The organism is Aeromonas sp. FDAARGOS 1410, assembly GCF_019048745.1.
Taxonomy (GTDB): Bacteria; Pseudomonadota; Gammaproteobacteria; order Enterobacterales; family Aeromonadaceae; genus Aeromonas; species Aeromonas jandaei.
In genome coordinates, this window is record NZ_CP077401.1 from 186,186 (window position 1) to 200,063 (window position 13,878).

Annotated in this window: 11 protein-coding genes; 4 read left to right on the plus strand and 7 right to left on the minus strand. The window is 63.3% G+C overall.

Translation table 11 applies throughout. The features are described 5' to 3' along the window. Positions 1 to 64: 64 nt before the first annotated feature. Both I6L40_RS00870 and I6L40_RS00875 read left to right on the plus strand, forming a co-directional pair. Positions 65 to 718 carry a TrkA family potassium uptake protein gene (locus tag I6L40_RS00870; RefSeq protein WP_043850763.1) on the plus strand — a complete coding sequence of 218 codons (654 nt, stop codon included), beginning with the start codon at positions 65 to 67 and terminating at the stop codon, positions 716 to 718. Continuing rightward, positions 715 to 2,070, plus strand: a complete 1,356-nt coding sequence (locus I6L40_RS00875) for a TrkH family potassium uptake protein (protein WP_071913858.1) — start codon at positions 715 to 717, stop codon at positions 2,068 to 2,070. Before I6L40_RS00870 ends, I6L40_RS00875 begins: the two co-directional genes overlap by 4 nt. A 76-nt stretch (positions 2,071 to 2,146) precedes the next feature. Here I6L40_RS00875 and I6L40_RS00880 read toward each other — a convergent pair whose 3' ends face one another. The 3 genes from I6L40_RS00880 to I6L40_RS00890 all read right to left on the minus strand — a co-directional run bounded on the left by I6L40_RS00880 (position 2,147) and on the right by I6L40_RS00890 (position 6,725). Continuing rightward, on the minus strand, positions 2,147 to 4,141 hold the full coding sequence (locus tag I6L40_RS00880; protein WP_216994862.1) for a DNA topoisomerase III: 1,995 nt from the start codon (positions 4,139 to 4,141) through the stop codon (positions 2,147 to 2,149). Between the two features lie 67 nt (positions 4,142 to 4,208). Beyond that, positions 4,209 to 4,706, minus strand: a complete 498-nt coding sequence (locus I6L40_RS00885) for a response regulator (RefSeq protein ID WP_042031861.1) — start codon at positions 4,704 to 4,706, stop codon at positions 4,209 to 4,211. A 54-nt stretch (positions 4,707 to 4,760) separates the two neighbouring features. Then, positions 4,761 to 6,725, minus strand: a complete 1,965-nt coding sequence (locus I6L40_RS00890; RefSeq protein ID WP_216994863.1) for an ATP-binding protein — start codon at positions 6,723 to 6,725, stop codon at positions 4,761 to 4,763. Positions 6,726 to 7,001: 276 nt separating this feature from the next. Here I6L40_RS00890 and I6L40_RS00895 point away from each other — a divergent pair, with 276 nt between their 5' ends. Continuing rightward, positions 7,002 to 8,132, plus strand: coding sequence for a NapC/NirT family cytochrome c (locus I6L40_RS00895; protein WP_043850759.1), 1,131 nt, complete (start codon positions 7,002 to 7,004; stop codon positions 8,130 to 8,132). Positions 8,133 to 8,153: 21 nt separating this feature from the next. Beyond that, positions 8,154 to 10,634, plus strand: a complete 2,481-nt coding sequence (gene torA / locus I6L40_RS00900) for a trimethylamine-N-oxide reductase TorA (RefSeq protein WP_216994864.1) — start codon at positions 8,154 to 8,156, stop codon at positions 10,632 to 10,634. 376 nt (positions 10,635 to 11,010) lie between these two features. Here the strand turns inward: torA and I6L40_RS00905 are convergent, their stop codons facing one another. The 4 genes from I6L40_RS00905 to I6L40_RS00920 are packed head-to-tail and all read right to left on the minus strand — an operon-like array spanning position 11,011 to position 13,876. Then, positions 11,011 to 11,472 carry a hypothetical protein gene (locus I6L40_RS00905; RefSeq protein ID WP_216994865.1) on the minus strand — a complete coding sequence of 154 codons (462 nt, stop codon included), beginning with the start codon at positions 11,470 to 11,472 and terminating at the stop codon, positions 11,011 to 11,013. Between the two features lie 41 nt (positions 11,473 to 11,513). Continuing rightward, positions 11,514 to 12,863 (minus strand): sensor histidine kinase, encoded by a 1,350-nt coding sequence (locus I6L40_RS00910; RefSeq protein ID WP_139395595.1) that lies wholly within the window; start codon positions 12,861 to 12,863, stop codon positions 11,514 to 11,516. Continuing rightward, the gene (locus tag I6L40_RS00915) at positions 12,860 to 13,516 is read right to left on the minus strand and encodes a response regulator transcription factor (RefSeq protein ID WP_005339826.1); all 657 of its coding nucleotides are present in this window, start codon (positions 13,514 to 13,516) and stop codon (positions 12,860 to 12,862) included. The genes I6L40_RS00910 and I6L40_RS00915 overlap by 4 nt, the downstream gene beginning before the upstream one ends. A gap of 21 nt (positions 13,517 to 13,537) precedes the next feature. After that, positions 13,538 to 13,876 carry a PepSY domain-containing protein gene (locus tag I6L40_RS00920; protein ID WP_033114843.1) on the minus strand — a complete coding sequence of 113 codons (339 nt, stop codon included), beginning with the start codon at positions 13,874 to 13,876 and terminating at the stop codon, positions 13,538 to 13,540. Positions 13,877 to 13,878: the final 2 nt, after the last annotated feature.

A 13,878-nucleotide genomic window follows, 5' to 3' on the forward strand; every position in this document is an offset into this window, starting at 1 on the left:
GTGCTCTTTTCGGACGAATAACAGTGGTTTAGAGTAGTCAGCTTCAACTGTTGAGGAATAACTCATGAACAACCAGTTTGCCGTCATCGGCCTGGGCCTGTTTGGCAGCGCGCTGTGCGAAGAGCTGCAGCGGCAGGATGCCGAGGTGCTGGCTATCGATATCGACGAGAGCAAGACCCGCCAAATCGCCACCCTCTGCAACCACGTTGTCGTGGCTGATGCCACCGATGAGGCTACCGTCGCCGAGCTGGGGCTGGCCAACTTCGACATCGTCTTCGTCGCCATCGGTGACAACCTGGAAACCAGCATCCTCACCACCCTCGTATTGAAAGAGGCGGGTGTGAAGAAGGTGTGGGTCAAGGCACGCGACAAGTTCCACGCCAAGATCCTGCAGAAAGTGGGCGCCGACAAGGTGATCAACCCCGAGTGGGACATGGGCCGCCGGGTCGCGCAGAGCATGCTCGACAACCGCCTGTTCGACTATCTGGAGCTGGGTCACGACATGGTGCTGACCGAGTTCGTCATCGGCTTGCAGCAAAATGGCAAGGCGCTCAGCGACTTCCACCTGTTGCAGCAGAACGACTTCCAGCTGCTCGCCATCAAGCGCGGCGAGGTGCTGCACAACGTACTGACCGGCAAGATGGAGCTGCAACTGGGTGACATCCTCATCCTGGCAGGCAACAAACACGCGATCGACCACTGGCTGGAAACCCTATGACCCGTTGGCGCAACAGCTTTGCCTTCGCCCTTCACCGGGAGGATGACTCCCGCTGGAGCGAGGCCAAGCTGATCCTTGGCAGCTTTCTGATCATCCTGCTGATAGGCACTATCTTTCTGGTGCAGCCCTCCAGCCATAACGGCGAGGTGAGCTTCATCAACGCCCTGTTCACCGCCACCTCGGCCATCTGCGTGACAGGTCTTGGCGTGGTGGACACCGGCACCGCCTTCACCCTGCAGGGGCAGATCTTTCTGATCATGTTGATGGAGATTGGCGGGCTGGGGCAGATGACCATGACCCTGCTGCTCATCGCCATCTTCAGCAAGCGGGTCGGCCTGCGCCAGCAGGTACTCGCCAAGGAGGCGCTGGGACAGGAGGGCTCGGTCAACATCATCCAGCTGGTGAAGCGGATCGTGCTGTTCGCCTTCATCGCCCAGCTGATCGGCACCGGCCTGATGGCCATTCGCTGGGTGCCCGAAATGGGTTGGAGTCGCGGCCTCTATGTCAGCTTCTTCCACGCTGTCTCAGCCTTCAACAACGCAGGTTTCTCGCTGTTTGCCAACAACCTGATCAGCTACCGGGATGACCCCCTCATCTGTCTGACCATCGCCGGCCTGCTGATCCTCGGCGGTATCGGCTTTACCGTTATCGTCGATCTGGTGCGCAACCGTCGCTGGCGCAAACTGAAGCTGCACAGCAAGCTGATGATCCTGATGACGCCGGCCCTGCTACTGCTGGGGACCGTGGTCTTCTGGCTGCTGGAGCGCAACAACCCGGGCACTTTTGGCAACGCCGGTATTGGCGGCCAGCTGCTGGCGGCCTTCTTCCAGTCGGCCAGCGCCCGTACCGCAGGTTTCAACTCCATCGACATCGGCCAGATGGTGCCCGCCTCGCTGCTGTTCATGATGATGCTGATGTTTATCGGTGCCGGTGCCACCTCCACCGGTGGTGGTATCAAGGTGACCACCTTTGCCGTGGTGCTGCTGGCAACCAAGGCGTTTTTGACCAAGCGCCCTCACGTCACCGCCTTCGGCCGCACCCTGTCGCCCCAGATCGTCACCCGCTCGCTGGCCATCATCATCGTCAGCACCATGGTGCTGATGCTGGCCATGTTCCTGCTGATGATCACCGACGCCCTGCCGTTCGACAAAATCATGTTCGAAACCATCTCGGCCTTTGCCACCGTCGGCCTCTCCACCGGCATCACCCCGAGCCTGAGCGGCCCGGGCAAGTTCATTCTGGTGCTGGTGATGATCTGCGGCCGTCTCGGCCCGCTCACCCTCGCCTTTATGCTGGCCCGCCCGAGCGAGACCCGCATCAAGTATCCGGAAGAGAGCGTCTACACCGGCTAATGGCTGCTGATCATTACGCCGACAAAAAGAGAGGGGCCATCATGGCCCCTCTCTTTTTCCTGCTGACACCCCATGGTCAGGCCGCCTGGCTTTTGGTCGTCCGCTTGCCCGTGCTCCTGCCTGCACTTTTGCCTGAACTCTTGCGGGGCGCAGCGCCGCCAGCGGCCGGACTCTTGCGCTTGGCAAAGCGCCGCTTGCCGGCACCCGGCGCCTCCTTGGGCAGGGCGCTGAAGCTGGCGCCAGAGTCCTGCCGCGCCCCCTCGATCAAGCCGTGCAGCTGCTCGGTGAGCGGCCCCATAAACTGCTGATAGCTGCCGTGACGCTCGGCGATCTGGCCGAGGCTCTGCTCCCACAGCGCCGTCATATCCGGCGTGGTGGCAGTGGCAGGCAGCGCCTGCACCAGTGCCCGCCCGGTCGGTGTCGCCTTGATGCTCTTGCCCTGACGCACCAGAAAACGGCGTTTGAACAGCAGGTCGATGATACCGGCCCGGGTCGCCTCGGTGCCGAGGCCGTCGGTCTCGCGCAGGGTCTTGCGGATCTCGGGATCCTGCACATAGCGGGCGATGCCGGTCATGGCCGCCAGCAGGGTGGCATCGGTGAATGACTTGGGCGGCTGGGTCATCTTCTCCTGCAACTCGCCACGCTCGCAGAGCAGTTGTTCGCCCTCCTTCAGAGCCGGCAGGGTACCGGCCTTCTCTTCGTCGTCATCCTCCTCCACTCCGAGCAACGCCTTCCAGCCCGCTTTCAGAATGCGCCGTGCCTTGGCCTGAAACAGGCCACCGGCGATGCGCAGCAGCACCTTGCTGTCGTTGTATTCGAATGGGGGATAGAACTGCAGCAGGTACTGGCGGGCAATCAGGCCATAGAGCTTCGCCTCGTCGGCCCCCAGCGTGGCGGGATTTCCCTGCTTCTCGGTGGGGATGATGGCGTGGTGGGCATCCACCTTGCTGTCGTTCCACGCCTTGCTGCGGATCTTGCCGTCCGCCTCGCTCACAGCCTTGGCCAACGCTGGAGCAGTGGCAGCGATGGCGCCCCGCACCTGCTCGGCCCGGTTGAAGTGATCGCTCGGCAGATAACGGCTGTCGGAGCGCGGATAGGTGATGAGCTTGTGGCGCTCGTAGAGGCTCTGGCAGATGTCGAGCACCCGCTTGGCATCCATGCCGAAGCGCTTGGCGGCATCGATCTGCAGGCTGGAGAGGTTATAGGGGAGCGGCGCCGCCTGCTTGCGGGCCTGCTCCTCCACCGATTCGACCTGTGCGGGTTGGCCGTTGATCCGGTTCACCACCTTGTCGGCCAGCGCCCGGTTGAGCACCCGCCCCTCCTCGTCCTGCCACGGCAGGCAGGCTTCGGACGGCAGCCACTTTGCGGTGAAGCGCTCGTTGCTATCGGTCAGCAGATGGGCCAGCACCTCGTAGAAGGGTTTGGGGACGAAGGCCTCGATCTCGAGATCACGCCGAACCACCAGCCCGAGCAGCGGGGTCTGCACCCGACCAACCGAGAGCAGCTCGCTGCAACCGGCCTTGCGTCCGAGCAGGGTGTAGGCGCGGGTCATGTTGATGCCGTAGAGCCAGTCGGCCCGACTGCGAGCCAGCGCCGAGACCGCCAGCGGCACGAATTCCTTGTTGTCTCTGAGCTTGTCGAGGGCGCGGCGCACCGCAGGCGGGTTGAGATCGCTGATGAGACAACGCTGCACCGGCCTGGTTTTCGGGTAGCCGAGAAAGTCGATCACCTCGTCCACCAGCAGTTGTCCTTCCCGGTCCGGGTCACCGGCGTTGACCACGCAGTCGGCCTGCTTGATCAGCCGCTTGATGACGGTGAGCTGGGTTTTGGTCTTGGGCTTGGCCACCAGCTGCCACTGGGCGGGGACGATGGGGAGATGCTCCATCCGCCACTGCTTGAAGGCGGTGTCATAGGCATCTGGCTCGGCCTGCTCCAGCAGGTGGCCGATACACCAGGTGACCACATCCCCCTGGGCGGTCTCGATAAAACCGTCGCCCTTCTTGTGGGGCTTGGGCAGGGCATCGGCAATGGCGCGCCCCAGAGTGGGCTTCTCGGCGATGAAGAGTCGCATCGGTGACTACCTGAAACACTGTATATGCAGACAGTATACAGCGCCCACCGATAAAGCCCAACCGCGACTATTCGTCGAACGGATTGTCGTGAATGGCGGCAAACAGCCGCGCCTGATTGAGCACGGGGGCATAGTGGAAGGCGTTGTCGCCATCCTCCGTCAGCAGATAGTCGGTCAGCTGCTCGCGCACCGCCTCCTGCAAGCTCTCCAGCTTCCACGGCTTGGCGAGGTAGTAGTGCAATCCGCCGCGATTAACCGCCTCTATGGTCGCCTCCAGCCCCGCCTGTCCGGTCAGCAGCAGCTTGCGGCTGGCCCGGGTCGCGCTACGCCGGTTCAACTCCACCAGAAAGTCGACCCCCAAGGTTCCCGGCATGATGTGATCGCAGAGGATCAGCGCCAGCCTGCCCCCCTCCCGCTCCCACTCGTGCACCACCTCGCGTGCCTCATCGACGCTCTCGGCGCCATCCAGCTCGAAATGGCTGCGAAACGGTGCGAGGTCGTGGAGCACCGCCTCCAGCACCTCCCGCTCATCGTCCACGCACAGGATCAGATAGTGTTTGTTCATTGCTCCTCCTTGGCGGCGCACCACGGCACGCCCTCTTATGGCAGATGCGCCCGCTCAGGCCGCATGCTCGTTGTGGCGGGGCTCTCCCCCGTAGTCGGCCATCCCGATATCCCCCAGCGGCAGGCAGACCCGCATCCGGGTGTAACGCCCCGGCTCGGAGGCCACCTCGATCCAGCCGTGATGCTGCTGCACGATCTGCAACGAGACGCTCAGGCCAATGCCGAGGCCAAAGTGCCCCTCCCGCTTGGTGGTGAAGTTGAGATCGAAGATCCGCTGCCACAGCTCGGGCTCGATGCCACAGCCGCTATCCTCCACCTCCACCATCACCCAGCCGGGCTCCGGCAGGCCGGTGCGCACCGTCAATCTTCCCGGCTCGCTCATGGCATCCAGACTGTTGGCGATGAGGTTGGTCCACACCTGCTGCAGGGCGGCGGGATGGCAGCGCACCAGCGGCAGCGGTTGGTACTCCTTGCAGAGCTCATGCTGCTTGAGGCGGTTCTCGAACATCAGCAGGGTATCTTCCAGCCCCTCGTGCAGATCCACCAGCGAGGGCTCGTCCCTGTCCTGCCGGGCATACTGCTTGAGGCTCTTGACCAGATCACCGATGCGGCGGGCACACACCTCGATATTGCGCAGGAAGCTGCCGGTCTGCTGGAACAGCTCCAGCTGCACCAGCAGTGCCTCCCGCTCACTGGCGGTGCGCCCGGCAAACCAGCGTTGCCAGCTCAGCTCGTCATCCAGATTCATCTGCACCGCCAGCCGCGCCTGCTGACGCTCGCCAAAGCGCCGTTCAGCCTGCCGGGTCTTGTCGCGGATCTCGCTGGTCGAGACCGGCTGGGAGGAGAGCGCCTGACAGAGGGTCTGATTGCCCAGCCCCTTGAGGGCAGTGGGCAGTTCGAGGTTGATGAGATCGGGGATGGCGGCGCGCAGGGTCTCGCTGCCGCGGATAATGGCCGCCACCGGGTTGTTGAGCTCGTGGGCGACACCGGCCACCAGCTGGCCCAGCATCGCCATCTTCTCGCTCTCCATCAGCTGGGCATGAGCCGCTTCGAGGGAGTCAAGGGTCTGTTGCAACCGCATCTCGGTGCGGATGCTGTTTTGCAGGCGACGGTTGAAATGGCGCAGCAGCAGGTTGGTAAAGGAGGGGAGCAGCTCGCTGCGCGCCTCCATGACGCGGGAGAACTGCAGCTTGTCGAGCTTGATCACCTCGGCGCCGGTCAGGGTCACTCCGGTGGTAAAGGCGGGCTCGCCGGTGACGAAGGACATGCCCCCCACCAGCGCGCCGGAGCGGTAGTGCACCACCTCCTGATCGACCCCGTGGGCGTCGCGCTTGCGCAGCACCACCTCCCCCTTGGCGATAAACCAGAGGAAGCTGTTGGGCTCCCCCTCGCGGGTCAGCACATGGCCCGGGCTGTAGTGGCGGCAGACCCGCGCCTCGTCGTTGCCTTCGAAAAACTGGTAGAGGCCGTCGATCACCACCCGCGACAACTCCTCGTCGCTGCAACGGGTGTAATCCATAAAGCCCTGACGATACTCGGCCAGCTGGCGATCGACGTGGGCCCGCAGCAGCCGCTGGTTGTCGAGCACGGTCGCATAGCTCAGCAGATCCGCCTCCGGGCAGTGCAGCACGAACTGGCTCGCCTGCTCGATGACGGCGCGGCGCAGGCTGCCGTCGCGCCAGGGGCGCTGCAGGTAGTAGTCGAGGCGGCCAAGGTTGACCGCCTCGATGATCGATTTCATCTCGGGCTGACTGCCCAGCAGGATCTTGCGGCACGCCTCATGCTGGCTGCCGAGGCGGATCAGAAAGTCGGCCCCGCGGCCATCCCCCAGATCGCTGTCGCACACCACCACGGCCGGCGGCTGCCCCTTGCGCTCCAGCTCCTCAAGCGCCAGCTCGGCCGACTCCTGCCCGGTGGCGACCACCAGCGCAAAGCGGCTGAGCAGCGGAGCCAGCTCCTGTTCGAACTCGGCCAGCAGCTGGACATCGGCGGCGACACACAGCAGGGAGAAAGGGCTCATCAGCGACACTCCGTGGAGGCTCAATCCCGACTATATCAACGAATCCGTCAGGGTTTTGCGAGGGGGCTAACAGCGGCAGAAGAAAGTAAAATAATCATTAAATCGACAATTTTCAGAACTAAATTCGATAAATAAATCAATAACGAAACATAAATCACAATGTGACGCACATCTTAAAATTCAAACCATGATTGAGGTCAACGCCTCCTGCGCCCCCGATGACTACCATGTACCTACTACTATGTTGGTATTCATCGACCACAGGACACAGCCCCCATGATTGGAAAACTGATAAGAAAAACCTGGTTCTGGCTCCTGCTGCTGGGCGCCATGCTGGGTATCGCCGCCCTCGGCGTCACCGTGACCGTGCTGCACAAGACCAGCTCCACCGAATTCTGCGTCTCCTGCCACTCCATGCAGACCCCGCTGGCCGAGTATCAGGGCAGCGTCCACTTCCAGAACACCAAGGGGATCCGCGCCGAGTGTGCCGACTGCCACATCCCGGGCGACCCCACCTCCTATCTGTGGACCAAGATCCGCGCCGTGAAGGATATCTATCACGAGGCGATCGGCACCCTCGACACGCCCGAGAAATACGAGGCCCACAAGCTGCGGATGGCCCAGACCGTGTGGGACGAGCTGAAAGCCAATGACTCCGCCACCTGTCGCAGCTGCCACAGCTACGCAGCCATGGACATTCTGGCCCAGCGCCCCAACGCCCGTGCCGAGCACCCCATCGCCATCAAGGATGGCCAGACCTGCATCGACTGCCACCGCGGCGTCGCCCACATCATGCCCGACATGAGCGGTCTGGCTGCCGCCGGTGCCAGCGAACTGGCGCAAGCCGCCGCCCAGACCCCGGCCAGCGTCACCACCCGCTACGCCATCGCCACCACCCCGCTCTATCTGGATGCCAGCGCCAAGACCGATGAAGGCACCCTGATGCCCTCCACTCAGGTTGAGATGATGGGCAAGGAGAATGGCCGCGCCCGGGTGCGCATCGATGGCTGGCAGCAGGATGGCGTGAGCGAAGTGTTCTACGCCGCCCCCGGCAAACGGATCCTCAGCGTACTGGTCGGCGATGCCGCCAAGAAAGCGCTGGTCACCGGCAAGAGCGAAACCGACAGCGCCACCAACCTCACCTGGCATCAGGTCAGCCTGACCGCCTGGGTGGACGAGAGCCAGCTCATCGGCGATCAGGGCAAGCTGTGGCAATACGCCTCCACCCTGATGTCCAACAACTGCACCGGTTGCCACGGCCTCACCGCGCTGGATCACTTCAACGCCAACCAGTGGATCGGCGTCATCAAGGGGATGGAGTCTCGTACCTCCCTCACCCCGGAACAGGCACGCATGCTGACCCAGTATGTCCAGAAACACGCCAGCGACATGAGCGCGGCCCACTGAGGCTGGTAGAGGAGAATCCCAATGACCCGTTTTAACGACAAGCAGACCAATCTCTCCCGCCGCAACCTGCTCAAGGGGCTCGGTGCCTGCGCCGCCCTGCCCCTGCTCGGCGGCATTTTTCCCAAGAGCGCGCTGGCGCAAGCCATCAGCACCGCATTGAGCCAGTTCCCGACCCTTGTTCAGGCCCAGAAGGGCATTCTGACCGGCGCCCACTGGGGTGCCTTCGAGGCGATCGTCGAGGATGGCCGCATGGTGCGCGTCCAGCCGGTGGCCGATGATCCGGCACCGAACGATCTCATCGATATGGCGCCGTTCCAGGTGCACGCCAAGAACCGCATCAAGTACCCCATGGTACGCAAGAGCTGGCTGGAGCATGGCCCGGGCGCCAAACCCGAACTGCGCGGCGCCGACGAGTGGGTACGGGTGAGCTGGGAGAAAGCCATTGCACTGGTGGCCGGCGAGATCCAGCGTGTCCAGTCTGACTTCGGCCCGCAGGCGATCCACGCCGGTTCCTACGGCTGGAAGAGTGTCGGCATGTTCCACAACAGCCGCACCCTGCTGCACCGCCTGATGAACCTCTCCGGCGGCTTCACCGGTTATGCCGGTGACTACTCCACCGGTGCGGCTCAGGTGATCATGTCCCACGTGATGGGCTCCATCGAGGTGTACGAACAGCAGACCGCCTGGCCCAACGTGGTGGAGAACGCCGAACTGGTGGTGTTGTGGGGGGTCAACGCTCAGGTCACCCTGAAGAACAGCTGGAACATGCCGGATCACGAAGGTCAGGCTGGCTTCAAGGCGCTGAAAGAGAAAGGCACCCGCGTCATCAGCATCGATCCAATCTACAACGAGACCGCCAAGCTGGTCGGCGCCGAGTGGATTGCTCCGAACGCCTACACCGACGTGGCCATGATGCTGGGGGTGGCCCACACCCTCTACAGCGAGAAGAAGCACGATCAAGCCTTCCTCGATCGCTACACCGTCGGCTTCGACAAGTTCCTGAACTACCTGCTCGGCAAGGATGACGGTCAGCCGAAGAGCGCCGAGTGGGCGAGCACTGTCTGCGGCGTCGATGCCAAGGTGATCCGCCAGCTGGCCCTCGACATGGCCGCCAAGCGCACCATGATCATGGCCGGTTGGGGCATGCAGCGTCAGCAGCACGGCGAACAGCCGAACTGGATGCTGGTCACTCTGGCCTCCATGCTGGGCCAGATCGGCCTGCCAGGCGGCGGCTACGGCTTCAGCTACCACTACTCCTCCGGTGGCAGTCCCACCGCCAAGGGCGGCATTCTGGCGGGCATCTCCGCCGGCAACGCACCGAAGAACAGCCCAGCCCCGATCCCGGTGGCCCGCATCGCCGACTGTCTCGCCAACCCGGGCAATACCATCGACTTCAACGGCCGCAAGGTGACCTATCCGGACATCAAGCTGGTCTACGTGGCGGGCGGCAACCCCTTCCACCACCATCAGGACACCAACAACCTGCTGCAGGCGTGGCGCAAGCCGCAGACCGTGATCGTCCACGAGCCCTACTGGACGGCCACCGCCAAACACGCCGATATCGTGCTGCCGGTCACCACCAGCTACGAGCGCAACGATCTGGAGATGGGCGGCGACTACTCCCAGCGCTATGTCTTCCCGATGCACCAGTGCGTGCCGCCGCAGTTTGAGGCCCGCAACGACTTCGACATCTTCAGCGCCATCGCCGCCAAGCTGGGCGTGCAGGAGCAGTACACCGAAGGGAAGGACGAGATGCTGTGGCTCAAGCAGATGTACGACGGCATGGCCGCGCAGGCTCGCGGCGCCCGGGTCGCGCTGCCGCCGTTCAACATGTTCTGGGAGTCCAACAACTACATCCGCTTCCCGATCCCGGAGGCCAACCGCCAGTGGATCCGTCACGCCGATTTTCGCGAGAACCCGCTGCTCAACCCGCTCGGTACCCCGTCCGGCAAGATCGAGATCTTCTCCAACACGGTGGCGGGAATGGGTTATGCCGACTGCGCCGGCCATCCCAAGTGGTATGAGCCCAAAGAGTGGGTGAAGAGTGAAGTGGCGGCACGCTATCCGCTGTCGCTCAACACCTCCCACCCGACCCAGCGGCTGCACTCCCAGCTCGACAACACCCCGCTGCGGGACAAGTTCGCCATCGCCGACCGCGAGGCGATCATGATCCATCCCGCCGACGCCAAGGCCCGTGGTATCGCTCAGGGGGATCTGGTGCGCGCCTTCAACGAGCGCGGCCAGATTTTGGTGGGCGCCCTGCTCTCCGAAGATGTGCGCCAAGGGGTGGTGCGGATCTGCGAAGGGGCCTGGTATGACCCGGCCAAGCCGGGCGAAGCGGGCAGCATCTGCAAGAACGGCAACGTCAACTGCCTCACCTTCGACGAGGGCTCGTCCAGTCTGGCGCAGGGCAACTGCGGCCACATGGCCCAGCTGCAGATCGAGAAGTACACAGGCCCGGTGCTGGCCAACACCGCCCACGCGGTACCGGCCAACGGCTAAGGCGGTTGCTACCGGACAAAACGGCGCCATCATGGCGCCGTTTTTTTATCCCGGTTGTGGCGGGGAGATCCCTTGTCGGGATAAGCGCCAGCACCAATAGCGAAGATCGGCCGATCCCCTCGCACAGCGCTGGCGGCGCGCGCTGGCACCGTGAGGGAGCCTGATTCTCCTGCATAAATTTAATTTATGACTTTTCCGATAATGACCCGATTTTTACTTATACCAATGACCAAGCGCCCCATGGCGGCCCTGCCCGGCTCTTATGCCGCCCCACAGGGCAGCGCCCGATCACCATAAGAACGCGCCATCCGCGCCAATAGAAACGGCGCCCGAAGGCGCCGATTCTTTATCGCTGCGATGACAGGAGAGAGGGAAATCAGAACTCGCCCTCTTCCATATACTCCTGCGCGCTCTCCACCAGTTGCGGCCAGAGCTCTTCCGGCACCCAGGCATCCGGGTCATCTTCGTCGCCATCGTACTGGCTCCAGAAGTAGCGGCGCAGACCGGAGGCAAAGTCGTCGCTGATCTCGGCAAGCTCCGAGAGCGGCCCCAGCCAGGCGATGCGACGCAAGCCGGAGGCGAGATCGTTGATGGCATCCATCAGGGTACGATCGTCGAAGCTCTGCTCCACCAGCAGGGTGAAGCGGTCGCGCGCCTGCTCGGTCTGCTCCTCTTCCAGCTCGCCCACGTCGGCCAGCAGATCGACATAATCTTCCAGCAGGTAGGCAATCAGGCCATCCCGATCTTCAAACCACTGGATCTGGGCACCCTTGATCCCCAGAACCGAAGCATCGAATGAGTCGTCGAGGTGACACAGTGCCCATGGATCATCAGTCATGGTTCTCTTCCTCAGGCTAAAACAGGTGCCATATCTTATGCCTAGCTCTCCACTCTTGCCACCTTGGGCAACGAGAGAGAGGCCGCCAGCCCGCCCAGTTCGGCGCGCCCCATGATGAAGCTGCCGCGGTAGGCTTCCGCCAGATCGGAGACGATGTTGAGGCCAAGGCCCGAGCCCGGCACCTTCTCGTCGAGCCGCACCCCGCGCAGCACCGCCTTGGCGATCTGATCCTCGCTCATGCCGGGGCCATCATCCTCGATGCGCAAGGTGATCCAGCCCCCCAGCTCGGCGCTGGAGATGCGCAGCTCGCTGGCGGACCACTTGAAGGCGTTCTCCAGCAGGTTGCCCACCATCTCGTCGAAGTCCTGCTCCTCCACCCCGACCGCCAGTTCGGCCGGCACCTGCAGATCGACTGTCTTGCCCGGATAGAGGCGGGAGAAGGCGCGGCAGATGTACTCCACCCGCGCCCGCACCGGAGTCGAGACACCGAGGATCTTGGCGGCGCCGGTCACCCGCGCCTTGCCGAGGTGGTAATCGATATGGCGCTGGATCTGGTCGAGCTGCTCGCCGATGGCAGCCTGATCCTCTGGCGAGAGCTGGGCCACCTGATTGCGCATGATGCTGAGCGGCGTCTTGAGGGCGTGGGCCAGATTGCCGGTGTGGGAGCGGGCCCGCTGCAACAGCTCGCCGTAGTGGTGCAGCAGCCGGTTGATATCCTCCACCAGCGGCTGGATCTCCAGCGGATAGCGCAGCCGGAACCCCTCCTGATGGCCCTGATGGACCCGCCCCAGCTCCCGCCGCAACAGGTTTAAGGGGCGCAAGCCGTAGACAATCTGGAACATGAAGCCCAGCACCAGACCGGTTGCGGCAAAGCCGAGGCCGAGGAACAGGCTGATGCGGGTCTTGTTGAGGGTCTGGGTCAAGGCACTGCTGTCTTTCGCCATCACCAGGGTGAACAGCCGATCCGAGCCCGGCAGCAGCACGGCCCGGGTCATGATCAGCAGCGGCTCCTTGTTGGGCCCCTTGCCAAAGAAGAGGTCGGGGTCGCCAAAGGCGGACTTGAGGCCGCGGCTCACCAGATGGGTGTCCCACAGGGAGCGGGAGCGCCCCACCACCTTGTGATCCAGCTCCAGCTGCCAGTAGTAGCCGGAGTAAGGCTGGCTGAAACGGGGATCTGACATCGGCTCGGTCACCACCGGCAGGCCGGTTTTCGCCACTTCCAGCCGGGAGAGCAGATCATAGAGCTGCAACCGCAGGCCGTCGGCTTCCGCCTCCTGCCAGTAGTTGCGCATCATGGTCTGCAGGCTGAAGCCGGTGGCGAACAGAAACAGCCCGCACCACACCAGCGCGATGGCGAGCAGTCGCCCCCGCAGGGTTCTCACCAGCCTCATTCGTTGATCCGGTACCCGAGGCCGCGCACTGTCTCAATCAGATCGGGGTTGGTCTTCTTGCGGATCCGGCCGATGAACACCTCGACGGTGTTGGAGTCGCGGTCAAAATCCTGAGCGTAGATGTGGTCGATCAGCTCGCTGCGCGACACCACCTTGCCCCGGTGCTGCATCAGATAACCGAGCACCCGGAACTCGTGGGCGGTCAGCTTGATGGGGGTCCCTTCGTACCACACCTGCGACGCCGCCATGTCGAGGCGCACCCCGCCGATCTCCAGAATGGAGCTGGCGTTGCCCGCAGCCCGGCGCACCAGCGCATGGACCCGCGCCACCAGCTCGGCCACCTGGAACGGCTTGGTGAGGTAGTCGTCGGCACCGGCGTTGAGCCCCTCGATCTTTTCGTGCAGCTGGCCACGGGCGGTCAGCACCAGCACCGGGGTATCGATCCCCTTGCTGCGCCACTCCTTCAGCACGCTCAGGCCATCGCGCCCCGGCAGACCGAGGTCGAGAATAATGGCGTCGTAGGGCTCGGTCTCGCCGAGAAAACCGGCCTCGTTGCCATCGTGGCAGAGGTCGGTGACAAAGCCGGAGAGGCGCAGCTGTTCAGCCAGCTGGCCGGCCAGAATTTTTTCGTCTTCAACAATCAGAATTCGCATGAACAGGCTTCCACAAAGAGGTTACTCATCATCCTCGACCGGGGGCTTGGGTGGCTCGAACAGCCGCTCCAGATGGTGGCCCTTGGCCCACACCATCTCCAGGTTGTCGGCCCGATAGGCCACCTTGAGCACGCTGTTCTCCCGATCGATCACGCGCAGTTCATAGAGCCAGATACCATCCTCTTCCCCCAGATCGACCCGCAACACCCGCACCGGCAATCTGGATGCCACCTCCATCATCTCGTGGAAGGGCCGAACCCGTCCCTCATGGACAGCTTGCTGCAACAGGGCTTCGTCAGGCGTCAGCGCCTGCGCCAGCACTGGCAACAACAACCCGATCAGAGGGAGCGCTCTATTCATGG